Genomic DNA, 22,945 nt, shown 5'->3' on the forward strand with positions numbered 1-22,945 from the left:
TGGAGGCGATCGCAAAGCGATCGGTGGGGGAGTTTTAGGGTTGCGAATCGAGGGTACGGCAGTCTGCCGATCATTCCCCCCTCCGTCGGCTTCGCCGACACCTCACCCACAGGAGGAGGACATGATGCCGCTACGACACCCGCCAAACCCTCTTGCCCGCCGCCAAAACCCGGATCACTCTCTGGCTTAACAACGATAACAAACCAGGGAGGCGATGTCGGGCCATGACCAGCACGCGCTACGACTACGTCATCATCGGCGCCGGCTCGGCCGGCTGCGTCCTGGCCGCGCGGTTGACGGAAGACCCCAATATCAAGGTCCTGTTGCTGGAAGCCGGCGGCAAGAACACATCGCTCCTGGTCAAGATGCCGGCCGGGGTGGGCGAGCTGATCAAGGCCAAGGGCGACCAGAACTGGGGCTTCTGGACCGAGGAAGAGCCACACCTTAATGACCGCAAGCTGTGGTGGCCCCGCGGTAAGGGCCTGGGCGGCAGCTCGGCGATCAACGGCATGGTCTATATTCGCGGCCATGCGCGCGACTATGACCAGTGGCGGCAGATGGGCCTGGCCGGCTGGTCCTATGCCGAGGTCCTGCCCTATTTCAAGCGAAGCGAAACCCACCACGGCGGCGGCGACGCCTATCACGGCGAGGCCGGTCCCCTGCACGTGTCGCGCGGCGAGTCCAAGAGCCCGTTCTACACCGCCCTGGTCGAGGCCGGTCGCCAGGCGGGCCATGCGGTGACCAAGGACTTCAACGGCTACCGGCAGGAGGGTTTCGGCCCCTACGACCTGACCATCCGCGACGGCCAACGCTGGAGCGCGGCGGCCGCCTATCTGACCCCGGTCATGACCCGTCCAAACCTGACCTGCGTGACCGAGGCCCGCACGACGCGGATTTTGGTCGAGAAGGGTCGGGCGATCGGGGTGGAATATGTCGTCGGAGCCAGCGGCGATAAGGTCACGGCCCATGCCGAAGCCGAGGTGCTGCTCAGCGCCGGCGCCGTGCAGTCGCCGCACATCCTGCAACTGTCGGGCATCGGCGATCCGGAGGACCTCAAGGCCCACGGGATCGCGGTCGTCCAGGAGAGCAAGGGGGTCGGCGCCAACCTGCAGGACCATCTGGACGTCTGCCTGTCCTGGACCACAAAGAACCTGACCACCGCCTATTCGGCCAACAAGGGCTTGAGGAAGCTGGGCACCGGCCTGTCCTACATGCTGCTGGGCAAGGGACTGGGCCGTCAGCAGTTCCTGGAGAGCGGCGCCTTCCTGAAGTCGCGGCCCGACCTGGACCGGCCCGACCTTCAAATCCACGGCGTGCTGGCCATCATGCAAGACCACGGCAAGACCCAGGTCGAGAAGGACGGCTTCACCCTGCACGTCTGCCAGCTGCGCCCGGAAAGCCGAGGCAAGGTGGGCCTGCGCTCGGCCGACCCGTTCGACGATCCGACCATCCTGGGCAATTACCTGGCGACCGAGGAAGACCGCCGGGCCATCCGCGAGGGCGTCAGGATCGCCCGCGACGTGGTCGCTCAGGCGGCTTTCGACCCCTATCGCGAAAGCGAGTATTCGCCGGGCGCAGACATCAAGACCGACGCCGACCTCGACGCCTGGATCCGCGCCAAGTCCGAGACCATCTACCATCCTGTCGGCACCTGCCGGATGGGCGCGGCGGGCGATCCGCTGGCCGTGGTCGATGATCAGCTGCGGGTGCAAGGGATCGCCGGCCTGCGGGTCATCGACGCCTCGGTCATGCCGACCCTGATCGGCGGCAACACCAACGCCCCTACCATCATGATCGCCGAGCGGGCGTCGGACTTGCTGCGCGGCAAGGCCCTGGCGGCGCCGGTGGATGTGCCGGTGTTCGAGGATGGGCGGGCGGTGGCGGCCTAGGCGCGTCGGGCCGCGCTCTGTGCTTCTCTCAGCCAATCCAAGCGAAGGACCCCGCCCCATGAACCACCGCCCCCTCGGCCGCTCCGGCCTGTCCATCGCGCCGCTGGTGTTCGGCGGCAATGTCTTCGGTTGGACGGCGGACGAGGCGACCTCGCACCGCCTGCTGGACGCCTTCATCGACGGCGGCTTCAACGCGGTCGACACCGCCGATGTCTATTCGGCCTGGGTCCCCGGCCACACGGGCGGCGAGTCCGAAAGCGTGATCGGTCGCTGGCTGAAGGGCCGGAGCAAGCGCGACGACGTGCTGATCCTAACCAAGGTGGCCATGTGGCCAGCCCAGCCGGGCCTGTCTGCGGCCAATATCGTCTCGGCAGTCGAGGGTTCGCTGACGCGCCTGCAGACCGACCATATCGACCTCTACCAATCGCATCAGGACGATCAGGCCACGCCGATCGACGAGACGTTGGAGGCCTACGACCGGCTGATCCAGGCCGGCAAGGTCCGGGCCATCGGCGCCTCGAACTTCACGCCCGAGCGCCTGGCGCAGTCGTTGAAGGTCTCGGCCGACCAAGGCGTGGCGCGCTACGAGACCATCCAGCCGAAGTTCAACCTCTATGACCGCAGCGAGGTCCAGGGCGCGCTGGAGGCTCTGACTGGCCAGGAAGGGATTGGCGTTATCCCCTATTACGGCCTAGCCGCCGGATTCCTGACTGGAAAATACCGCAGCGAGGCCGATCTCGAAGGCAAGGCGCGGGGGCGGACGGTCAGGCAATACCTCAACGACAAGGGCCAGCGCGTGCTTGCCGCCCTCGACCAGGCCGCCAAGACGGTGGGCGCCTCCCAGGCTCAGGTCGCCCTGGCCTGGATCATGGCCCACCCGTCGATCACCGCCCCGATCGCCAGCGCCACCAGCGTGGAGCAACTGACCGAACTGATGGGCGCGGCGCGGCTGGTGCTGCCGGCAGAGGTGATTGAGGGGTTGAACCCGGCGGGGGCCTAGAAACCCTGATGAGGAGAGGTCGCCCCCTGGCGCCCCCTCCCCACCGTCCGACGCGTCCCCTGTCTCGCGTCGTCCTTTCCGCCCCCCCGGACGGAAAAGCTCTGTTGAATGTCGTCAGGCGATCCGACGCCCGTGCAGCGTCGCCAGCCGCAAACGCGGCGCTTCCTCATTGGCTGGACCGAGGCTGCGAATTTCGCGCACGCCCAGCTCCGAGGCAGGCCGGCCCATCAAGCGCTGGATCATGGCGATGGGCTGGTAAAGTCCCAGAAACCGGTCGACCTGGCCGTCGACCCCGGTCATCGGCGCGAACAGAACCTCCATCCCGACCGACGGAACCCCGACAGCCCGGATGTCCGCTGTGACCACCATCGGCTCGCCCCGACGGCGCGCGACCTCCAAGGCTGACTTGATTTCCAACCGATGTGACAGAGCCCAGAAGCCCAGAGCGTCCTCGCCGCGCAGGTCGCGGGCGTGCAGGTCGGTGACGAAGCCCCCCGCCAGCCGCACCGGAAAACGACCTTTGCCGTCGCGGCCCAAGATAAACACCTGTGGCAGCAGATCGAGGAAATCACCGGGATGTACGCTGGCGCGGGTCGGCACGGCCTCGTTAACGGCCTTGCTACGCCAATAGTCTATCAATCGTTCCGTGCTTGGATGGAACATCGTCGTTCCCCTCGCGGCTCGCTCGCGGTCCTTTTCGACCGCATCGGGCTTGCAAGGAAAATCGGGCCAGCCCCCGGACCGTATCGTCCTGGGACAGTTTGCCGATGGAATGACGACCATGGCGTGGTTCTTGCATGGCTAATGGCCGTGCACGACGCTGATGAGTTGTGAAGGGAAGAGGCCTATGCGGGCGCCGAAAATGACCTTGCCCAAGCTGTGGATCAGCCTGGCCGCTGGACTTGCCGGCGGCTTGGGAGCGCTCTTGCTCAGCGGCCCCGCCTCCGCTCAGTGCGGCGGCTGTGCGCCGCCGCCGCCGCCTTGCTGCGCCCCGCCGCCGGCCCCGCCACGTCCGCCCACCCCGCCCTCGAACTGCAACACCTGCGGCAATAACGGGCACAATGTATATGTGCCGGGCGTCAATATCCACGTCAGCGGCTCGGTGGTGGTCAACGCCAACGCCTCGGCGACCAGCAGCGCCACGTCCACCTCGAACGCCGGCTCTGGCGCCGGCGCTAGCGCCGGGGCCTCGGCCGGCTCGACCGTCTATTACGGCGGCGGCACGCACGGCGGCTACTATTCTGGCCCGGTCTCCACCGGCTACATCCAGGGATTGAATGTCGAAGGCGGCGAAGCCCGTCGTCGCGCCTCGTATGAGGCCACCCGCACCAAGTTCAAGCGCGTGGTCATCCGCGCCGTCTGCCTGGACGACAAGGACATCCCCCACCCCGCCTCGCAGGTCACCCCTGATCGCGACATCGACAGCGGCTATGAGGGCGAGCTTTACCGCTGTATCGCCGGCTCGCGCATGCAGTACGTGATCGGGGCCTATGAAGGCTTCAGCCAGAGCAATTTCGGCGGCGAGACCTTTGTCTGCGGCAAGAGCGAAGCGCTCTATTACGGCGGCGGCGGCGCTGGTGGCGGCTCCGGCCTGGCCGGCGGCCCCGATGGCCGTGGGGGCGCCATGAGCTGCCGTCCGCAACGCCCGGCCCGCGACTGCAACGAGCGCTCGCTGTTGCGCCGCTACGGCGCCGGGGTGAAGGTGCTGACCATCCTGACCACCGAGAAATACACCGCCTACCGCGAAGAAACCGTGCGCGAACAGTCGAGCCAGGGCTTGAGCCTCAGCCTCGATGGCGGCGTCGGCGGAGTGGTCTATTAGAGCATTTCCCGACCTGACTGCGTCATGCCGTGAGCTCTAATCTTTCTGTTTTGACGCATTTTTCTTCACGCGAACCGGAACCACTTCGCTCGAAAAATGCTCTAGGCGCTCGCCCGCGCACATTGGAAAACAAAAAGGGCCGCTCCCGTAGGAGCGGCCCTTTCTCTTTGGCTTTGGCGCGACCTCTAGATCACGTAGTCGTAGACCATGTCGGCCAGGGTGTGATCCATCGTCCGGGCTGGCTCTTCGCAGGTCGGGCAGTTGACGATGCGGGCCGGGACGCCGGCGGCCGTGCAGTGCGGCGGCACGGGCTTGAGCACCACCGAACCCGAGGCGATCTTGGCGTAGTCGCCGATTGTGATGTTGCCCAGCACCTTGGCTCCCGCGCCCAGCAGCACGCCCTTGCCGATCTTGGGGTGGCGGTCGCCGCGGTCGGCGCCGGTGCCGCCCAGGGTCACCCCGTGCAGCATCGAGACGTCGTCGCCGACCACTGCGGTCTCGCCGATGACGATGCCAGTGCCGTGGTCGATGAACACGCCCTGGCCGATGCGGGCGGCGGGATTGATATCGACCTGAAAGACCTCGCTGGCCCGGCTCTGCAGATAGAAGGCCAGGGTCTCGCGCCCCTCGCTCCACAGCCAGTGCGACACGCGGTGGGTCTGGAGGGCCAGGAAGCCCTTGAAGAACAGGAAAGGCTGGACATAACCCTTGCAGGCCGGGTCGCGCTCGAACACGGCGACGAGGTCGGCCTCGGCGGCCGTCACCAGCGCCGGGTCACTGTGGAACGCCTCGGCGGCGAATTCGCGGGCGGTCATGGCCCGCATCTCCTGATCGCCAAGCTTGCGCGCCAGTTGGAAGGTCAGGGCGTCGGCCAGGTTGTCGTGGCTGAGGATCACCGCGTTGAGCAGCGAGGCCAGGGCCGGCTCGGCCTTGGCGGCGTGTTCGGCTTGGTTGCGCAACGCCGCCCAGACGGGGGGCGCCGTGTCGTGCCCGACGACTTCAAGATGCTTGGCCACCGGGATCTCCCTTTTGCCTCATGGCTTTTAGAGCATCTGTTTAGGAAATGCTCTAGTCCGCACGCCGTCCTTGTAAGAACGTCGCTAGCCCAAGACAAGCTGCGTCAGCTTGGCGGGAAGTTCGCCCTTCACCGCCATATGGTGCACGCGAAGCAGTAAAGCCACCGTCAAGGCGTCCGGCATGTGTCCCGCGACCGCAGCATCGAGGGCTTCGGGGAAAGGCACGCGGGCGACGGCCAGATCCTCGGTCTCGTCCGGCGCGGCGGCCGTGAGACTCAGATCCATGGCGAGATAGCCAAAGCCGTGCTCGTCGGTGATCGAGTTGGACAGTTCCAGCGACAGGATGAGCCGCCAGTCGGCCGCCACCAGCCCCACCTCCTCGGCCAGTTCGCGCTTGGCGCCGTCCAGCGGATTCTCGTCCAGCGGCGCGCCGCCCTCGGGGATCTCCCAACTGTAGTTGGCGCGCGGGAAGCGGTTCTGGCCCACCAGGGTGACTGTGCCGTCGGCGTGCAGCGGCACGATCCCGATCGCCCGGTTCTTGAACGACACCTTGCCGTACAGCGCCGGCCGCCCGGTGGGGGCGACGGCCTGATATTCGGTCAGGGTGAGCCACGGATTGTCATAGACGATCTGCTGGCTGCTTACGCCCCACGGCTCGCCGTGCGTTTTCAGCCAGGACGGTTTGTCGGCCATCGGGGTCTCGCGACTTGTGGTGGCCGGGGCTCGGCCATAGGTGTGCCACCTATAACGCATCGTGGAGACCGTCTTGGTTGGTTCCGTTCCCCCCGCGCCGCAATTTGGCGCCGTGCTGCCGATCGAGGCCAATCCGGGCGTGGTGGGCTTCCTCGCCAAGCGCCGCTCGGCCTCGGCCATGACCCTGGCCGCGCCCGGCCCCGATAGCGCCCAGTTGATGGACCTGCTGCGCCTGGCCGCGCGAGTGCCCGACCACGGCAAGCTGGCGCCCTGGCGGTTCGTGATCCTGAGCGGCGAGGCCAAGGACGCCTTCGCGGCCAAGATCACCGCCTTGGCCGGCCGCCAGGCCAATCCGGTCAAGGCCAACGCCGCCCTGCGCAAGCTGACCCGGCCGCCCGTCGCCGTGGCGGTAGTCTCGCGATACATCCCTGGCGACATCGCCGAATGGGAGCAGCGCCAGAGCGCCTCGGCCGTCTGTCATCAGATGCTGTTGGCCGCCGAGGCCCTGGGCTGGGGCGCCAACTGGATTACCGACTGGTACTCTTACGATCCCGAGGCTCGCGACATTCTCGGCCTTGGCCAGGGCGAGTTGGTGGCGGGCTACCTTTATCTTGGCACCGTCACCGAGCCGCCACAGGAGCGCGCGCGACCTGACGTCGCGAGGATCACCACCCACTGGACGGCCGACTGAGGCGAAAAGCCGGCGACGGCCCACCCAACGGGCGGCCCTCTGCGCGGCCATGCGTCAACTCAGACACTTTGGCGTAACAGTTCTGCATTGAAGGGATTTTAAACGCGCTTGAGTTGCCGTCCGACACAGCCTTGGCTTATGGCCAGGCTTGAAGACGACAGCGCGTTTTATCGCCGACCCTCCAATTCCGGCCGACGGGGCTCATGACACTTTCCTTGATGATACTGGGCCTGGCGGCCGCGCTGGACGCCGCGCAAGACCCCGCGCCCGCGCCCAAGGGCGCGCCCACCGCGCAGACCGCGCCCCCGCGCGCCGCGCCGGCCGATCCCGATGAGTACGAGGTCGAGGCCGTCCAGGTCACCGCCGAGAAGCGCGGCCAGGTCGAGGGCAAGATCCAGCCGGAGCTGGTGCTCAATCCGGCGCAGATCCGCGCCTATGGCGCGGGGAGCATCTCGGAACTGTTCGCGGCGCTGGAGCCTCAGCTGCGCACCAGCCAGGGCCGCGGCGACGGCCAACCCATCACTTTGATCAACGGCCGGCGCATCTCGGGCTTCCAGGAGGTCCGCGACATTCCGCCCGAAGCCATCGAGCGCTTCGAGATCCTGCCCGAGGAAGTGTCGCTGACCTATGGCTACCGCGCCGACCAGCGGGTGGTGAACATTGTGCTGCGCCGGCGTTTCCGCGCCATTACCAACGAAGGCGGCGTGAAGCTTCCGACGGCGGGCGGCCGCACCAGCACCGACGTCCAGAGCACGTTCTTCCGCGTTCAGGGCGACCAGCGCTGGCTGTTCAACGGCAAGCTCACCCACGACACCCCGCTGTTCGAGACCGAGCGCGACATCGTACGCGCGCCGTCGGGTTCGCCGTATGACTTAACCGGCAACATCACCGGCCTCGACCGCCAGGTCGTGGATCCGGTGACAGGCGCCGTCACCGTCGTGCGCCAGCCCATCGATCCGGCTTTGACCGCCCTGGTCGGCGGGCCGATCACCGTCGCCCAGGTCCCTGCCTTGGCCGCCGCCGGCGCGCCCAGCGTGGCCGATTTCGCCGCCAAGGCCGGCTTTCCCGCCACCGACGACCTGACCGCCTGGCGCACCCTGTCGCCCCGAAGCACCACGGCGTCGCTGAGCGGCTCCCTGACCCGGCCGCTGGGCAAGACGTCGCTGGTGACGTTCACGGGCGGCTTCGACGATTCCAGCACGCTCAGCTATCTGGGCCTGCCGGGCATCCGGGTGCTGGCGCCGGGCGACAACCCCTACTCGCCCTTCACCGAGACCGTTCAGCTCTACCGGTTCGTCGACGACTACGTCTCCCTGACCCGCAAGGTCGACACCCAGAAGGCGACGTTGGGCGCGGCGGCCAATGGCCGGCTCAAGGACTGGCGCTGGAGCACCACCGCCGGCTACGGCTATTCGACCAGCGAGACCCAGAACGGCCGCGGCGTGGACGCGGCGCTGTTCGCGGCCGGCGTCGCGGCCAACGACCCCAACCTCAATCCGTTCGGCAACATCCCCTATCAGCTGCTGTCGCGGGTCTCGCCCGACACGGCGCGCTCGACCTCCAACACCGCCAATGCCGAAGGCGTGTTGATCGGCAATTTGCTGCAGCTTCCAGCGGGCGGCATGCAGACCACCTTCAAGGTCGGGGCGGACACCCAGACCCTGGATTCGCGCAGCACCCTCGGCGGCGTCGCGGTGCAGCGCGACATCTCGCGCACCACCGGCAATGTGCAGGCCAGCCTGACCCTGCCGATCGCCGATCGCCTGCGCGACGTCCTGCCCATGCTGGGCAGCCTGTCGGCCAATCTCAATGTTCAATATGAGCAGTTGTCGGACTTCGGCGGCCTGTCGACGCTAGGCGCGGGCACGAATTGGACCCCGTTCGATCCGATCAGCTTCATCGTCAGCTACACCAACGAGCACGGCGCACCGACCGCCTCACAGCTGAACGACCCGATCCTGTCGACCGCCAACGTCTCGATCTACGACTTCAGCACCGGCCAGACCGTGCTGGCGACCCGCATCGAAGGCGGCAATCCCAATCTCGACGCCGACAACCGCCAGGTGTTGAAGCTGGGCGTGAACCTCAAGCCGCTGAAGAAGACGGCCAAGACCCAACTGACGGTGAGCGTCAACTACACGGCCACAAAGATCGAGGACTCGATCAACAACTTCCCATCGATCACCGCCGACATAGGGTCGGCCTTCCCTGAGCGCGTGATCCGCGACGCCAGCGGCAAGCTGATCGCGGTCGATGCCCGGCCGGTGAATTATGCCCGCTCCGAGCGCGGAGACCTGCGCTGGGGCTTCAACCTGTCGCGGCCCTTCGGCAAGCCGCGGCCAAACGTCGGCGGGCCGTTGGGCGGAGCCGGCGGGCCTCCTCCAGGCGGCGGGGAAGGCGGCGGCGGACGCATCCCAGGGGGCGGCGCCTTTGGGGGTCCCGGCGGCGGAGGCGGCAGCGGGCGTTTCGGCGGGCGTCCGGGCCAGGGCCGACTGCAGGTCTCGCTCTACCACACCTGGAAACTGAAGGACGAGATCGAGATCCGTGATGGCCTGCCGATCATCGACCGCCTGAACGGGGGGTCGGGCTCAGGGCCCGAGCACGAGGTGCAGCTGCAGGTCGGCTATTTCCAGAACGGCATGGGCGCGTTTCTGAACGGCAGCTGGCGCAGCGGCTATCGCCTGAACGGCGCGACCGCCAACCAGGACCTATACTTCTCCGACCAGGCCAATTTCAGCCTCAACCTGTTCGCCGATCTGTCGTCGCAGCCCCAGCTGCTGCGGGCCCATCCGTGGCTGCGGGGCACGCGGGTGCAACTGCAGGCCCAGAACCTGTTCGACACCCGCCAGAGCGTGCGCGACGCCCTGGGCTTCACGCCGCAGGCCTATCAGGACGATTTCCGCGATCCACTGGGCCGCACGGTCAGGATCAGCGTCCGCAAGCTGTTCGGACCGCAGCGCCCGCCGCAGCAGCCGGGACAGTCGAGCCCGCCGCTCGTCCCGCCGCCGGCGCGTTAGGCCAGAAACAACAAGAGGGGCGCGTCCAGCCGGACGCGCCCCTCTTTCGTCAATTCAGGCGGTGCGATCAGCCCCGGCCGCGATAGGGCGCCACGCCTTGGTCGGGCAGCCACAGGCCTTCCGGCGCCGGGCCCGTCTGCCAGAACACGTCGATGGGGATGCCGCCGCGCGGATACCAGTAGCCTCCGATGCGCAACCAGCGCGGAGCGGCGATCTCGACGATCTTGCGGCCGATCTTGACCGTACAGTCCTCGTGGAACGACCCGTGATTTCGGAAGCTGGTCAGATACAGCTTCAGCGACTTGCTCTCGATCAACCAGTCACCCGGCGCATAGTCGATCACCAGATGGGCGAAGTCGGGCTGGCCGGTCACCGGACATAGTGAGGTGAATTCCGGAACCACGAAACGCGCCAGATAGGTCACGTCGTTCTGCGGATTGGGTACGCGCTCGAGGACGGCCTGATCAGGGCTGGCGGCGGGCTCGACCACTTGGCCAAGCTGGGTCACATGAAGTTCGGTCATGGCCGGCATTTAGGCCCGACGCCCGCGCGAGACAAGCGCGCGCGCTGTCGCTATCACTGAGCCAAACAGGTGTTGGGAAGAGGACGAGCCATGAGCGGACGCGATTTCGACGGTTTCACGGTGGTGGTGACCGGCGCCTCCACGGGCCTGGGCCGGGCCATCGCGGTCGAAACGGCGCGACGCGGCGCGGCCTTGGTCGTCGTCAATTTCGCCCGTAGTGCGCAGGAAGCCGAGGAGACCGCGCGGCTGATCACGGCTGAGGGCGGCAGGGCCGTGCTGGTTCAAGGTGACGTGGCGCAGGACACCGACTGTCGCAAGATCGCCGAGGCGGCGGCCAGAACGGGCCGCATCGACGCCCTGTTCAACAACGCCGGGATCACCAAGTTCGCGCCCAACCACGCCGACCTCGACGCGGTGAACGCCGAGGACTTCCTGAATCTCTACGCCGTCAACGTGGTGGGCGCCTTCCAGATGGTGCGCGCGGCTCGCTCGTTGCTGGAGGCCGCGCCGCAGCCGGGCGCGGTGGTCAACACGGCCTCGATCGCCGGCGTGGTCGGCAACGGATCCTCGGTGCCCTATGCCGCCTCCAAGGGCGCGCTGACGACCATGACCCTGTCGCTGGCTCGGGCGCTGGCGCCCCGCATCCGGGTCAATGCGATCTGCCCTGGCTTCATCGACACGCCATGGTTTGGAAAGGTCATGGACGACGACCGAGTCGATCGGCTGCGAGAGCGATCTGCGGCCGCCACGCCTTTGAAAGTAGCGTCGACCGCCGAGGACATCGCGGGCGCCGCGGTGTTCCTGGCCTCGCCCGCCTCGCGCCATGTCACCGGCGAAACCCTGCTGGTCGACGCCGGCCTGCACCTGGGCGGCGCGAGCCTAGCGATGCGTTAATGCCGCAGGTAAAGCGCAAACAAACAAATTCCCGACACTGTGGCGCCCGAAGGCGTTTCTGAAGCAAAAGCGTCACACTGCGCCCAAACTTTGCACCATGCGCATCGTTTGTGCTGGCGCTTTAGACAGCGTGATTGCAACAAGGGCGCTGCCGACAACAACTCTCGTTGTGCTCAAATACGCTTGCAGGCGTCGAAGAACGACGAAGGCTCCAAAAAACCCTTCGTACGGCAAAACAGATAAGGGGATAGAACACATGAAATTTCTGAAAATCGCGCTGGTCGCCGCCGCCGCCTCCGTCGCCATGAGCGGCGCCGCCATGGCCGAAGAGCTGAAGCTGTCCGCCAACGTCGGCGTGGCCAGCGATTACATCTTCCGCGGCATCAGCAACACCAACAACAAGGGCCAAGTCTTTGGCGGCGTCGACGCCACCTACGGCATTGGCTACGCTGGCGTCTGGGCCTCGAACGTCGATTTCGGCACGCCGAACCCGGACGCGGAAATCGATGTCTATGCTGGCGTGAAGCCGGTGGTCGGCCCAGTCAGCCTGGACCTCGGCGTGATCTACTACGGCTATAGCAAGGACAAGAACGGCATCCCGGGTTCGTACAGCTACATCGAAACCAAGGCCGCGGCCTCGATCGCCGCCGGTCCCGCAACCCTCGGCGCCGCCTTCTACTACTCGCCGGAATTCCCGTCTAAGGGCGGCGAATCCTACTACGTCGAAGCCAACGGCTCCGCCCCGATCGGCGAAAAGCTGACCCTCAGCGGCGCCCTGGGCTACCAGACGGTTGACGCCAAGGGATACTTCTCGGGCGTCGACAACAACTACGTCACCTGGAACCTGGGCGTCTCGGCCGCGATCACCGATCACCTGACCGCCGACATCCGTTATTCGGACACCGACAGCCACGACTTCGGCAAGAGCCTGTACGGCTCGGCCCTGACCGTCGCCTTGAAGGCCGCGTTCTAAACCACGCTTCAAGCCTGACGAACGAGGCCGCCTCGACCTAGTCGAGGCGGCCTTTTTCATGCGTCAGGCCTGGGGCATTCCCTTGGGCGGCCGCATGAACAGCGCCGCCACGAACACCACCGCCGTCACCGCCGCGAATAGCTGGAAGGTCGGGGCGAAGGTTCCCAGACGGTCGCGCATATGGCCGCCGATCACCGGTCCTGCCGCCGACAGCGCACCCACCAGGCACGTCAGGGAGAACAGCTCGACATTGTTGCGCCGACCAAAATAGTTGAGCAGCAACAGGCTGACGGCCAGGACGGTCAGGCCAAACCCCACCCCGACGCCCACCGCATAGAGCAGCAGCAGCGGCGGCGTCGCGGCTCGGGACAGGGCTAGCAGGCCGACCACCAGCAGACCCTGGGCGAACACCAGCAGCCACTTCGGGTCGACCCGGTCGCCAATGGTCCCACCGCCCAGCCGCGCGCCGACCTGCATCAAGCCCTCAAGACTCAGCATGCCCGCCGCCACGCCCCCCGCCACGCCCAGCCCCGTGAGGTGGGCCTGGGTCAGGCTGGCGGCGGTGATCCCGGCCAGCAAATGACTGAAATAGGCCGCCAGCAGCACCAGGAACTGGGGCGTGCGCACGGCGTCGCGGACGCTCCATTCGTGGCCGGTGTGGTAGACCTTGCCCGGAAGGGTCCCGGCCCTGGCCTCGGCGTCCAGCACCGTGTCCAGCGCCGCGCCGGCTTGCTCCAGCCAGCGGGGCCCGCCCACGGCGACGGCGCAGACCAGCCCGACCACCCCGACCAGCGCCGCCTGCAGAGCCCAGTAGAGCCGCCAGTCGTCATGGGTCGCGCGCAGGATGGCGACCACCATCAGCGGCCCGGCCACCCCGCCCAGGGCGCCGAAGGTGAAGTAGATCCCGAACGGCAGGGCCCGCTGCTTGAACATCGCCGACAGCACGTGAGTGCCGGGAATCAGGGCGGCCATCTGGAAGCCGATCCCACACAGCGCCGTCCCGAGGAAATAGATCGGCAGGGCATGGACCCTCGCCAGGCAGGCCAGGCCTCCGGCCATCACCGCCACGCCGGCCAGCACCGTTCCCCGCACCCCGATCCTGCGGATCAGCAGGGCAGGCAGCCAGGACGACAGACCCGTGAACACGCCCAGGATCGAGAAGCCCGCGAAGGCCAGTTCCCAGCTCCAGCCCAGCTCCTGGACCATGGCCGGGATGACGATCCCCAGCGACGAATAGGTGGCCGCGGTAATCAGGAAGAGCAGCAGGCTAAACGCCGCGACCAGCAGCCAGGGACGGACGTGGGGAGAGAGCCGCGAGAAGGTGAGCTCGGTCATCAGAACGTCCGCTTCAAGGTCACGCGCCATTCCCGCCCCTTGCCGGGCAGGGCTCCAAGATTGGCATAGGTGTCGGCGTCGGGGGTGAAATAGAGCGTGTCGAAGAGGTTCTCGACATTGAGTTCGGCCGTGTAGGGCCCATGCGACAGATAGGCCGAGGCGTTCACAACGGCGTAGGCGGGATAGGTCACCGCGTCCTGCACCGTGCCGGAGGTCTTGGTCACGTGGGTGACGCCCAGGGTCGCGCCTGCCGAGCCCCAGTCGTGAACGTCGCTGGTATAGGCGGCGTAGAGGCTGACCACCGAGTTTGGGATCAGGCTGTAGTCATAGTCCCCTGCCCGGCCCGGCAAGCCACTTGGCCCGCCGAACGACCAGATCACGTAGGAGCCGCCATAGGCCTGCGCCCCGGGCACGCCCGCCGTATAGGCCGGAATATATTGGAACGAGGTGTCGGGTCCCTCGACCGTCGTGTGCTGGGCGTTGCCGGTCGCCGTGAAGCTGAGATGGTTTGAGGCCAGCCATCGCACCTCCACCTCGACGCCCTTGGCCCGTGTGCTCTGGACGATCGGCGTCAGGCCCGACAGCTGGGTGCGGTTTTGGCGATAGCCGGCCAGGGAACCGACCAGGGTTCCGTGCAGAAGTTGGACCTTCACCCCAGCCTCGGCCAGGTCGCCGCTCGACAGCCACGACCCATCGGCGACCAGGCCCGGGGCGAGGTCTCCAGCCTGGCTGACCTCCAGGGCCGAGGCCTTGGCGTAGCTGACATAGGGCATCAGGCCGATGGGAGTCTGATAGGTCAGGCTGGCGCTGTAGGTCGCCTTGCCTCGGCTGTCGGTCTGGCGGCCAGGCACGGTGAAGGGCAGGAAGCCGGTATCGTTGGCTGCGACGTCATAGTCGTCATAGCGGCCGCCCAGGGTCAGGGTCAGGTGATCCAGCTTGACGTCGCTGGTGAAGAACAGGCCCGCCTGGCGCCACGTGCTGCTGTTGTCATTCTCCCATTGAAGGCCCTGGACGTCCGCCGGTTCGGTGCTGAAGGGGCTGTCGATGATGTCGGTGGGCGTCGCGCCGAAGGCGATGTCGCGGCGGTCGATGGCGATCATGCCGCTGTTGAAGCTCTCGCGCCGCCGTCCTTCGAACCGGCGATAGCTGGCGCCGACGATCGACTGGGTGCTCACCGCTCCGAAGTCGCGCTCGAACGCGTAGCTGGCCCGCGCCTCCCACACCGCGCTGTCGAACCAGGCCGGGTAGCCGTACGAGACAAAGCGCCTGTTCTCCTGGTCGTCATAGAACAGCTGCAGCTTCAGCACGCCGCCGTCGTCGAACCGCTTGGCCAGATCGAGATAGAGGGTGTTGGTGCGGGTCGTGGAGAAGTCTGCGGGGCTGATGTGCACGGTGCGCGGCGACAGCTTGGTCGTGCCCACCCCTGTGTCCAGAGTATGGTTGGGGTCACTCTTGGGGACGGCGCCATAAGCGATGTAGAGCGCGCTGCCGAACGGATAGAAGCCCACCTCGCCCGGGGTTAGCCGGCCGTTGCCGTCAGCGTCGACCAAGGTGGTGTCGCGGCCGGTGACATAGGTCTGGTGGTCGATCAGGTCCTGGGTCAGGCGGTTCCAGCCGGGCGTCTGCACGTCGCCGGTCGAATGATAGACCATGCCGCCGAACGCCGTGCTCCACCCGCCGCCCAAGTCGAAGTCGGCCGACACCTCGGCCAACTGCCGCTTGGGATGCAGTCCCCGGTAGAAGCTTTTTGAATCGTCGACCTCGCCATAGGCGTAGACCCCGCCATCGGCCGCGCCCAGCTTGACCGGCAGGGCGATCTGGCCCGTGAGGTTCTTCTTGTCGTAGGCTCCAACAGTGGCCGTGAGCTCGCCCCTGGGATCGGTCAGGAACCGGCCCTCGTCACGCGCCGACTTGGGGATGAAGTTCAGCATGCCGCCAACCTTGCCCGCGCCGTAGAGCGGCGTGGGCGGGCCGCGCATGATCTCGATCTGCGCCGCGCCACCGATCGGGGTGGCATAGGTCCCGCGGTTCTCCACCCGCTTGAAGCCGCGGAAATAGTTCTCGGCCAAGGTGCCGCGAATATTGAGCGCGCCGGGCACGCCATAGAAGCTGGCGGTGTAGGTCCCGGGCGAGACGGCGGTCAGGCCGTCCAGCGTCTCGACGCCGAACCGCTGGAGCATGGTGTCGCTGACGAAGCTGGCCGAGCGAGGCGTTTCCAGCAACGGCTTTTCAAGGCCGAAAACGGTGGTGCTGGGCTGCTTTTCCAGCAGGCCTGCCCTGTCGCGGGCCAGGACCAGCACCTCATCGACGGCGTTCTGGGGGCTCGCGTCCTGGGCCTTGCCCAGGCTCGCCGTCATCAGGCCCATGGACATGGCGGTAACGAACAGGCGAACGCGGCTTGGCATCGAGTGGGCTCCACGGCGCCGGAATGGCGGCAAGGCCAGGAGATGGGAGGTTACGCAACGTTCGTCAAAACATTATCTGACATTTCAGACGATCTTGTCTGGTGGCGCTATTGGCCAATGCAAAGGCGTCCGCGCCTGGACGCCGCTATCCCGCCAACATCGGCCGAGCGGCCTCGGGCATGATGTTGAGCACGCGCATCATCGCCAACCGGGCGCCGTCGATATTGCCCAGGGCGATAACGTCGGCGACGTCGCGGTGCTGCTGGACGTCGGCGATCAGCTCGGCCTCGGTCGCCGCGCCGAACGAAAACACCCAGTAACGCGCGGCCTTGTGCTGCAAGGGGATCAGGATGCGGGCCAGGGCCATGTTGCCGCCGGCCCGGGCGACGGCGGCGTGGAAGCGTTGGTCCATGGCCACCAGGGTCGGCAGGTCGCGGGCGCGGGCCGCGTCTTCGCCGCCGTCGAAGGCCGCGCGGATGGCGGCGGCTTCGGCCTTGCTGGCGTATTTGGCCGCCAGGCCAGCGCAGTGCGGCTCGATCAGGGCCCTGGCCTCATAGCCCTGGCGCAGCTCAACTAGGTCAAGCGGCGCCACCGTGGTGCCCGAGCGAGCCCGGCGGATCACCAGCCCCTCCAGCGCCAGCCGGCCCAGGGCGTCGCGCACACCGGCGAGGCCCGCATCGTAGCGCGCGGCCAGCGACTGCTCGTCCAGCCGACCGCCGGGCGCCAGACGACCCAGGATCAGGTCCAGCAGGATGCGTTCGTAGACCTTGGCCTTCTGCAGGTCGGGCGACCAGTCCTCAAGGCCGGAGGATGAACAGACATCCAGCACCAGGATCCGGTCGCGGGCGCCGCCGGCCAGAGCATCGTCGGGAGCCATCAGTTGTCGCAAGGGATCGGCTCCGCAAAGAGTGAGCCTGATATGTACGGTGAAATTTTAGCTGGCGCTAGCGAGCGATCTACTTAGGGACGTAGGATCGGCTGAATCGAGGACGTGAGGATACGCATCCGCCATCGGCGCCTAGAGCATTTCCCGACCTGACTGCGTCAGGCCGTGAGCTCTAATCTTCTGTTTTGACGCATTTTTCTTCACGCGAACCGAAACCACTTCGCTCGAACAATGCCCTAGAACGCTGGCACCACCGCGCCGTGATAATGCTGCTCCATGAACGCCGCGACCTCGGGCGTGGTCAGGGCCTTGGCCAGCTTCTGGACGCGCGGGTCGTCCTTGTTGTCCGGACGGGCGACCAGATAGTTCACATAGGGGCTTTTCTTGTCCTCGATCAGCAGGGCGTCCTTGGACGGGTCCAGCTTGGCGTCGAGGGCGAAGTTAGTGTTGATCACCGCCAAATCGACCTCGCTGAGCGTGCGCGGCAGGGTCGCGCCTTCCAGTTCCTTGAACTTCAGGCCCTTGGGATTGCTGTCGATGTCCTTCAGGCTCAGCCCCTTCTTGCCGAGGTCCAGCCCGATGACGTTGTTGCGGGCCAGCAGCCGCAGCGCCCGATCCTCGGTGCTGGCGTCATTGGGGATCGCCACGGTGGCGCCCTGCGGCAGGTCGGCGATGGTCTTGTGCTTGCGCGAATAGGCGCCGATCGGCTCGATGTGCACGCCGATCACCGGGACGAGGTTGGTGCCCTTGTCGGCGTTGAAGGTCTCCAGATAGGGCAGGGTCTCGAAATAGCTGACGTCCATGCGCTTCTCGGCGACCTGGGTGTTGGGCTGGACATAGTCGTTGAAGACCTTGATCTCGATCTTCAGGCCCTGGGCCGCCAGCTTGGGCTTGATGAATTCCAGCACCTCGGCGTGGGGCACGGCCGTGGCGGCCACCGTCAGAGTATCGCCGGCGCTCGGCGCGGGCTGCCGCGAGCAGGCCGCGATCATAAGAGCGGCGAGGCTGAGAAGGGCGGCGCGGCGGGCGACCATGAACGGCTCCATTAAGGCGATTGGACGGGTAGGCTATTGCCCGGTTGCAGGCGGATGGCGAAATCAGTTTTCCTGAACCAGGGCCTAGAGTCTCGGTTCTTGTTGGGGATCATTGTCGGGGATCGTTGAGGTCGCCGCCTTGACCTCGCCGCCAAACAGGGCGCCTGAAGAGCTATGGCCAAAGAAACCGTCTACATCGTCCAAGCCTACAAGGCCGGCCGCGGCAAGGGCCTGAAAGCCGAGCAGCAGGTGGGCTGCAAGGACGCGGAGGAAGCCCGCCGCAAGGCCGAGCGCCTGGCTCCGATCCGCGAAGGCGTGGTGGCCTTCGCCGCCTCGGCCGACGTCGAACTCGGGGACTACGATGAAAACCCGGTGATCATCTTCAAGGCGGGCCGGCTGCCGTTCCCGTTCGACCAGGCCTGACCTATTCCTCGTTCGCCGGCTCTTCCGGCCCAGCGATCGTCCAGCTTGACAGGAAGTCGGGGTTTTCCACCGTCTCGCCGTCGGCCAGCGGATAGAGCCCCGGCGCGGCGGCGGTGATGTTCGAGGTCTGGGGCGGCAGGGTCGTGGTGTCGCCGTCCTGCCGGCCCAGCAGGTCGAGCAACAGACCCTCGTCGGCGTCGGCGGTGATCACCACGCCATGGAAGGCCTCGCGGCCCTGAAGCTCGCCTTCGGCGTCGAGGAGGGTCAGATTCACCAGCATGATCTTGCCGACCAGGGTCTGGGCGAAGGCCTCGTCCCAGTGCTCGGGCGGCGGGGCGGTGAGGATGGGCATGTCGTCTTCGGTCATCGTCTCTTTCAATCCACGGGACGGGGACAGGCCCGTGGGCCTGTCCCCAATCGTATCAGCGGTGCGAAACCCGGCGCACCACCGCGTCGCCGACCATCTGCAGCGCCTGGACCAGCACCAGCAGCAGCACCACGGTCACCACCATCACGTCGGTCTGGAAACGCTGATAGCCGAAGCGAATGGCCAGGTCGCCCAAGCCGCCCGCCCCGACCACGCCGGCCATGGCGGTGTAGGACACCAGGGCGATGGCCGTCACCGTCGCCGCGGCAATCAGGCCCGGCATGGCCTCGGGCAACAAGGCCCCCAGCACGACCTGCCGACGCTTGGCGCCCATGGCGAAGCTGGCCTCGATGACGCCCTTGTCCACTTCGCGCAGGGCGGTCTCGACCAAGCGCGCGAAGAACGGCGCGGCGCCGACCACCAGCGGCGGGATCGCCCCGGCCACGCCCAGCGATGTGCCGACCAGGGCGACGGTCAGCGGGATCATCACGATCAGCAGGATCACGAACGGCACCGAGCGCAGGATGTTGATCACCAGCGAAAGCACGCCGTTAGCCGCGCGGTTGCGCAGCATCTGGCCCGGTCCCGTCAGGAACAGGATCACCCCCAGGGGCAGACCCAGGATCACGGTCAGCCCCATCGACCCGCCCAGCATCGCCAGGGTGTCGAGCGTGGCCTGGCCGATCTCGGACCAATCCACGTTCTGGAAGAGGGCGATATTCTGGAGGAAGGCGTTCATTGGCCGGCCTCCGTCAGCAGATCAACCCGGACGCCGTCGGCCTGGAACCGGGCAATGGCCGCCTCGACGTCGCCCCCGGTCAGGGCCAGGGTCAGCTGACCATAGGGCGTGTCGCGCAGGCGGTGGATGCGGCCGCCAAGGATCGAATAGTCGACGCCGGTCTCGCGGGCCACCAGGCCCAGGATCGGCTTGTAGGTCGCCTCGCCGCGGAAGGTCAGCCGCACCACGCGGCCACCGACCAGGGCGCCGTGGGCCGCAACTCCATCGGCCTCGTTCACGAAACGCCGCGCCGTGGGACTGGCCGGATGCAGGAACACCGCCTCGACGGGGCCGCTTTCCACTACCGCTCCGCCTTCAAGCACCGCCACCCGATCACAGACCCGGCGCACGACGTCCATCTCGTGGGTGATCAGCACGATGGTGAGACCGAGCTCGCGATTGAGGTTGGAGACCAGGTCCAGGATCTGCTCGGTGGTTTCGGGATCCAGCGCGCTGGTGGCCTCGTCGCACAGCAGCACCTTCGGGTCTGTCGCCAGGGCCCTGGCGATGCCGACCCGCTGCTTCTGGCCGCCCGACAGCTGGGCGGGATACTTGTTGGCGAACTCCGACAGCCCCACCCGCGCCAGCAATTCGGCGGTGCGCGCCTTGACCTCGGCGCCCGGCCGTCCGGCCAGCTTCAGCGGAAAGGCGACATTGCCGGCCACGGTCTTGGACGACAGCAGGTTGAAATGCTGGAAGATCATGCCGACCCGGCGACGCAGGGCGCGCAGGCCCTCGACGCCCAAGGCCGCCACGTCGTCGCCATCGACCAGGATCTGGCCACTCGACGGCGTTTCCAGGCCATTGATCAGCCGGATCAGGGTCGATTTGCCCGCCCCCGAAGCGCCGATCACGCCGAACACCTCGCCAGGGGCGACCGACAGAGACACGCCGCTGAGCGCGGCGCGGCCGTTGCCGGCATAGGTTTTGGAAACGTTGTCGAAGGTGATCACGGGCTGGCTCGAAGATTGTGGAGCGGCAGCATTTAGGCGCTGACGCTCCTCTTGGCGAGGGGCGGGCCCTACTGCCCCGCGCCGCCACGCTCCCCTGTGCCGCCGCAGGCGCCTTTCCAACGTGATGACGGCGGCGGCGCCGCGATAGGGTCGCCCCCTTGGCGGCGCGGCCCCCTCCCCCTATACGGGCTCAGGCGAGACCGTGCGGGCGTGGCGAAACTGGTAGACGCGCCGGACTTAAAATCCGTCGGGAGCAATCCCATGCCGGTTCGACCCCGGCCGCCCGCACCAGTCAGCGCCGCGCGCCGTCTTCCCTGGCCGCCTCGAACGCCCGCCCCATCCCGAACGGTGCAAGAATGCATTGCGGCCCCCGAGGGCCACGCCGATGGTTGAGCCTCACGTTCCCGTATCGGACACGGCCTTGAATAGGTCCCCTGGTCCCGACCCCATCGATGTCGCTGTCGCAACCCGGATCCGGGTTCAGCGCCGCCACCTGAGGATCAGCCGGGACGACCTGGCCCAGACCCTGGGCCTCACCTTCCAGCAGGTTCAGAAATACGAGCGCGGAACCAATCGGGGTCAGCCCCTCGATGCTGGTGCGGACCGCCGCCGCGATTGCAGACAACGGTCGCCAGCCTGCTGGGCGAGGACAAGGCCGTCGTGGAGCCGGAGTGGGAATAGGCCTCCCGAGCGCCCTTACGAACCCGCGACACGTTCGATCCCCGTCGCGCCCACGCCCTCCAGCGCGGCAACCAGGTCTTCCACCGCCGCATCAACCAGCGCTTCGTCGCGCCCCCGGATCACCAGGTTGGCGCCATAGACATCGGGCGGCGCGAAAAACGGATAACTGCCGATCGACAGGTCCGGATGGGCCTTGGCCACCGCCTCCAGCGGCGCGGCGATCGCGCCCTCGCCGGTGCCGGTGACCCGGACGGTCTTGCTGATCACCACCGCCCCGGTGCGCAGACGCGGGCCAACGTCGTTCAGCATGCCGCGCATGATGGCCGGCACACCGGCCAGCACGAAGACATTGCCGATCTGGAAGCCCGGCGGACCCTGCACGGGGTTCTTCACCAGGGTCCCGCCCTCGGGCACATGGGCCATGCGCCGGCGGGCGGCGTTAGGCTCGCCCCAGCGCTCGCGCAGCAGGGCCATGATCTCGGGATGCTCGGGCGCGGTGACACCGAATGCCTTGGCCACCGAATCGGCGGTGATGTCGTCATGCGTGGGGCCGATGCCGCCGGTGGTGACCACATAGTCGTAGCGGGTCCGCAGGGCGTTGACCGCGTCGATGATCTCCTGCTCGATATCGGGCACCACCCGCACCTCGCAGACATCGACGCCGTAGGTCGCCAGATATTTGGCGATGGCGTTGAGGTTCACGTCTTGCGTTCGACCCGACAGGATCTCATCGCCGATGATCAGAACCGCCGCCGTCACGCGCTCGCCAGTCTTGGCTTGGGTGGTGGTCATGGTCTCGATCCCTTACATCCGAATGTTTCACCGACCGACTTAAGGCTCCCATGCTTCTCCCGCAACCGATGGCGCGCGGCGTGATCGTCGAGCGCTACAAGCGCTTCTTCGTCGACTTGGTGCTGGACGACGGCCGCGAGATCACCGCGCACGTGCCCAACCCGGGCGCGATGCTGGGACTGAAGGATCCCGGCCTGGCCGGCTGGGTGTCGTGGTCAGGCGACCCAAAGCGCAAGCTGGCCTGGACGCTGCAGCTGGTCGAGGCCGATCGCGGCCTGGTGGGCGTCAACACCATGAACCCCAACAAGCTGGTCGCCGAAGCGCTGGCGGCCGACACCATCCCGGAGCTGGCCGGCTATTCCGTGATCCGCCCAGAAGTCAAATACAGCGAGGCCAGCCGCGTTGATTTCCTGCTGACCCATCCGGATCGCCCGTCGTGCTGGCTGGAGGTCAAGAACTGCCACTTCCGTCGTGGTGGGACCCTGGCCGAGTTCCCCGACTGCGTGGCGGCCCGCAGCGCCAGGCACCTGAAGGACCTGGCCGCCGAGGTCGCCAAGGGCGGGCGGGCCGTGCAGCTGTTCGTCATCCAGCGCACCGACTGCGACAGCTTCGCCGCCTGCGCGGACCTGGATCCGGTCTATGCCAAGGGTCTGAACGACGCGGCGGCAGCGGGCGTTGAAGTTCTGTGCTATGGTTGCGACATAAGCCCGACGCAGATCCGCATTTCCCGGCGCATCCCCTGGCGGGACGCACCGGCCGTTTGAGACGAAGCC

21 protein-coding genes and 1 tRNA gene are annotated in these 22,945 nt (G+C 66.9%); 10 read left to right on the plus strand and 12 right to left on the minus strand.

The features are described 5' to 3' along the window. Positions 1-224: 224 nt before the first annotated feature. Both ACP694_RS18240 and ACP694_RS18245 read left to right on the plus strand, forming a co-directional pair. The gene (locus ACP694_RS18240) at positions 225-1,889 is read left to right on the plus strand and encodes a choline dehydrogenase (RefSeq protein ID WP_426014800.1); all 1,665 of its coding nucleotides are present in this window, start codon (positions 225-227) and stop codon (positions 1,887-1,889) included. Positions 1,890-1,947: 58 nt separating this feature from the next. Continuing rightward, entirely contained in the window at positions 1,948-2,889 is a 942-nt protein-coding gene (locus tag ACP694_RS18245) for an aldo/keto reductase (RefSeq protein ID WP_426014802.1), read from the plus strand. Between the two features lie 114 nt (positions 2,890-3,003). Here the strand turns inward: ACP694_RS18245 and ACP694_RS18250 are convergent, their stop codons facing one another. Further along, the gene (locus ACP694_RS18250; protein WP_426014804.1) at positions 3,004-3,552 is read right to left on the minus strand and encodes a PAS domain-containing protein; all 549 of its coding nucleotides are present in this window, start codon (positions 3,550-3,552) and stop codon (positions 3,004-3,006) included. 184 nt (positions 3,553-3,736) lie between these two features. Here ACP694_RS18250 and ACP694_RS18255 point away from each other — a divergent pair, with 184 nt between their 5' ends. After that, positions 3,737-4,711 (plus strand): hypothetical protein, encoded by a 975-nt coding sequence (locus ACP694_RS18255; RefSeq protein ID WP_426014806.1) that lies wholly within the window; start codon positions 3,737-3,739, stop codon positions 4,709-4,711. A gap of 185 nt (positions 4,712-4,896) precedes the next feature. Here ACP694_RS18255 and cysE read toward each other — a convergent pair whose 3' ends face one another. Together cysE and ACP694_RS18265 are read right to left on the minus strand one after the other, a co-directional pair. After that, positions 4,897-5,727: a serine O-acetyltransferase gene (gene cysE / locus ACP694_RS18260; protein WP_426014809.1), complete on the minus strand. Its 831-nt coding sequence runs from the start codon at positions 5,725-5,727 to the stop codon at positions 4,897-4,899. Positions 5,728-5,811: 84 nt separating this feature from the next. Continuing rightward, a complete protein-coding gene (locus ACP694_RS18265; RefSeq protein ID WP_426014810.1) occupies positions 5,812-6,420 on the minus strand; it encodes an NUDIX domain-containing protein in 609 nt (202 codons plus the stop codon). 73 nt (positions 6,421-6,493) lie between these two features. Here ACP694_RS18265 and ACP694_RS18270 point away from each other — a divergent pair, with 73 nt between their 5' ends. Continuing rightward, complete coding sequence (locus ACP694_RS18270) at positions 6,494-7,111, plus strand: nitroreductase family protein (protein ID WP_426014812.1); 618 nt, start codon at positions 6,494-6,496, stop codon at positions 7,109-7,111. Between the two features lie 203 nt (positions 7,112-7,314). Next, positions 7,315-10,128 (plus strand): Plug domain-containing protein, encoded by a 2,814-nt coding sequence (locus ACP694_RS18275; protein WP_426014813.1) that lies wholly within the window; start codon positions 7,315-7,317, stop codon positions 10,126-10,128. A 67-nt stretch (positions 10,129-10,195) separates the two neighbouring features. On the opposite strand, the gene queF is transcribed toward ACP694_RS18275, so the two are convergent. Then, positions 10,196-10,651 (minus strand): preQ(1) synthase, encoded by a 456-nt coding sequence (gene queF, locus ACP694_RS18280; protein ID WP_426014815.1) that lies wholly within the window; start codon positions 10,649-10,651, stop codon positions 10,196-10,198. A 69-nt stretch (positions 10,652-10,720) separates the two neighbouring features. Between queF and ACP694_RS18285 the strand changes: the two genes are divergently transcribed. Beyond that, a complete protein-coding gene (locus ACP694_RS18285) occupies positions 10,721-11,545 on the plus strand; it encodes an SDR family NAD(P)-dependent oxidoreductase (protein WP_426014817.1) in 825 nt (274 codons plus the stop codon). Positions 11,546-11,801: 256 nt separating this feature from the next. After that, positions 11,802-12,518, plus strand: coding sequence for a TorF family putative porin (locus ACP694_RS18290; protein WP_426014818.1), 717 nt, complete (start codon positions 11,802-11,804; stop codon positions 12,516-12,518). A 63-nt stretch (positions 12,519-12,581) separates the two neighbouring features. Here ACP694_RS18290 and ACP694_RS18295 read toward each other — a convergent pair whose 3' ends face one another. The 4 genes from ACP694_RS18295 to ACP694_RS18310 all read right to left on the minus strand — a co-directional run bounded on the left by ACP694_RS18295 (position 12,582) and on the right by ACP694_RS18310 (position 18,190). After that, positions 12,582-13,853 (minus strand): CynX/NimT family MFS transporter, encoded by a 1,272-nt coding sequence (locus ACP694_RS18295; protein ID WP_426014820.1) that lies wholly within the window; start codon positions 13,851-13,853, stop codon positions 12,582-12,584. Further along, positions 13,853-16,258, minus strand: a complete 2,406-nt coding sequence (locus tag ACP694_RS18300; protein WP_426014823.1) for a TonB-dependent siderophore receptor — start codon at positions 16,256-16,258, stop codon at positions 13,853-13,855. The genes ACP694_RS18295 and ACP694_RS18300 overlap by 1 nt, the downstream gene beginning before the upstream one ends. A 145-nt stretch (positions 16,259-16,403) precedes the next feature. Beyond that, positions 16,404-17,135 (minus strand): GntR family transcriptional regulator, encoded by a 732-nt coding sequence (locus ACP694_RS18305; RefSeq protein ID WP_426014962.1) that lies wholly within the window; start codon positions 17,133-17,135, stop codon positions 16,404-16,406. 245 nt (positions 17,136-17,380) lie between these two features. After that, positions 17,381-18,190: a MetQ/NlpA family ABC transporter substrate-binding protein gene (locus ACP694_RS18310; protein WP_426014825.1), complete on the minus strand. Its 810-nt coding sequence runs from the start codon at positions 18,188-18,190 to the stop codon at positions 17,381-17,383. A 162-nt stretch (positions 18,191-18,352) separates the two neighbouring features. On the opposite strand from ACP694_RS18310, the gene ACP694_RS18315 reads away from it, so the two are divergent. After that, a complete protein-coding gene (locus ACP694_RS18315; RefSeq protein WP_426014828.1) occupies positions 18,353-18,601 on the plus strand; it encodes a hypothetical protein in 249 nt (82 codons plus the stop codon). A gap of 1 nt (position 18,602) precedes the next feature. Here ACP694_RS18315 and ACP694_RS18320 read toward each other — a convergent pair whose 3' ends face one another. Genes ACP694_RS18320 through ACP694_RS18330 form a run of 3 tightly spaced genes read right to left on the minus strand, consistent with a single transcriptional unit; the run spans position 18,603 to position 20,699 of the window. Then, positions 18,603-18,968, minus strand: coding sequence for a hypothetical protein (locus ACP694_RS18320; RefSeq protein WP_426014830.1), 366 nt, complete (start codon positions 18,966-18,968; stop codon positions 18,603-18,605). 55 nt (positions 18,969-19,023) lie between these two features. Further along, positions 19,024-19,707, minus strand: a complete 684-nt coding sequence (locus ACP694_RS18325; protein WP_426014832.1) for a methionine ABC transporter permease — start codon at positions 19,705-19,707, stop codon at positions 19,024-19,026. Then, on the minus strand, positions 19,704-20,699 hold the full coding sequence (locus ACP694_RS18330) for a methionine ABC transporter ATP-binding protein (protein ID WP_426014834.1): 996 nt from the start codon (positions 20,697-20,699) through the stop codon (positions 19,704-19,706). Before ACP694_RS18330 ends, ACP694_RS18325 begins: the two co-directional genes overlap by 4 nt. 204 nt (positions 20,700-20,903) lie before the next feature. On the opposite strand from ACP694_RS18330, the gene ACP694_RS18335 reads away from it, so the two are divergent. Then, positions 20,904-20,990 (plus strand) — tRNA-Leu (locus ACP694_RS18335). Between the two features lie 405 nt (positions 20,991-21,395). Here ACP694_RS18335 and ACP694_RS18340 read toward each other — a convergent pair. Next, positions 21,396-22,172: a competence/damage-inducible protein A gene (locus ACP694_RS18340; protein ID WP_426014836.1), complete on the minus strand. Its 777-nt coding sequence runs from the start codon at positions 22,170-22,172 to the stop codon at positions 21,396-21,398. A gap of 50 nt (positions 22,173-22,222) precedes the next feature. Here ACP694_RS18340 and sfsA point away from each other — a divergent pair, with 50 nt between their 5' ends. Next, positions 22,223-22,936, plus strand: coding sequence for a DNA/RNA nuclease SfsA (gene sfsA, locus ACP694_RS18345; protein WP_426014838.1), 714 nt, complete (start codon positions 22,223-22,225; stop codon positions 22,934-22,936). Positions 22,937-22,945: the final 9 nt, after the last annotated feature.

It is taken from the genome of Caulobacter sp. DWR2-3-1b2 (genome assembly GCF_049896345.1).
Classification (GTDB): Bacteria; Pseudomonadota; Alphaproteobacteria; order Caulobacterales; family Caulobacteraceae; genus Caulobacter.

Coding starts and splice junctions, on each gene's coding strand:
- ACP694_RS18300 (WP_426014823.1), bottom strand. CDS start 16,258: ATGCCAAGCCGCGTTCGCCTGTTCGTTACCGCCATGTCCATGGGCCTG.
- ACP694_RS18245 (WP_426014802.1), top strand. CDS start 1,948: ATGAACCACCGCCCCCTCGGCCGCTCCGGCCTGTCCATCGCGCCGCTG.
- ACP694_RS18325 (WP_426014832.1), bottom strand. CDS start 19,707: ATGAACGCCTTCCTCCAGAATATCGCCCTCTTCCAGAACGTGGATTGG.
- ACP694_RS18250 (WP_426014804.1), bottom strand. CDS start 3,552: ATGTTCCATCCAAGCACGGAACGATTGATAGACTATTGGCGTAGCAAG.
- ACP694_RS18265 (WP_426014810.1), bottom strand. CDS start 6,420: ATGGCCGACAAACCGTCCTGGCTGAAAACGCACGGCGAGCCGTGGGGC.
- ACP694_RS18310 (WP_426014825.1), bottom strand. CDS start 18,190: ATGGAGCCGTTCATGGTCGCCCGCCGCGCCGCCCTTCTCAGCCTCGCC.
- sfsA (WP_426014838.1), top strand. CDS start 22,223: ATGCTTCTCCCGCAACCGATGGCGCGCGGCGTGATCGTCGAGCGCTAC.
- ACP694_RS18240 (WP_426014800.1), top strand. CDS start 225: ATGACCAGCACGCGCTACGACTACGTCATCATCGGCGCCGGCTCGGCC.
- ACP694_RS18255 (WP_426014806.1), top strand. CDS start 3,737: ATGCGGGCGCCGAAAATGACCTTGCCCAAGCTGTGGATCAGCCTGGCC.
- ACP694_RS18320 (WP_426014830.1), bottom strand. CDS start 18,968: ATGACCGAAGACGACATGCCCATCCTCACCGCCCCGCCGCCCGAGCAC.
- ACP694_RS18275 (WP_426014813.1), top strand. CDS start 7,315: ATGACACTTTCCTTGATGATACTGGGCCTGGCGGCCGCGCTGGACGCC.
- ACP694_RS18295 (WP_426014820.1), bottom strand. CDS start 13,853: ATGACCGAGCTCACCTTCTCGCGGCTCTCTCCCCACGTCCGTCCCTGG.
- ACP694_RS18340 (WP_426014836.1), bottom strand. CDS start 22,172: ATGACCACCACCCAAGCCAAGACTGGCGAGCGCGTGACGGCGGCGGTT.
- ACP694_RS18305 (WP_426014962.1), bottom strand. CDS start 17,135: ATGGCTCCCGACGATGCTCTGGCCGGCGGCGCCCGCGACCGGATCCTG.
- ACP694_RS18315 (WP_426014828.1), top strand. CDS start 18,353: ATGGCCAAAGAAACCGTCTACATCGTCCAAGCCTACAAGGCCGGCCGC.
- ACP694_RS18290 (WP_426014818.1), top strand. CDS start 11,802: ATGAAATTTCTGAAAATCGCGCTGGTCGCCGCCGCCGCCTCCGTCGCC.
- queF (WP_426014815.1), bottom strand. CDS start 10,651: ATGACCGAACTTCATGTGACCCAGCTTGGCCAAGTGGTCGAGCCCGCC.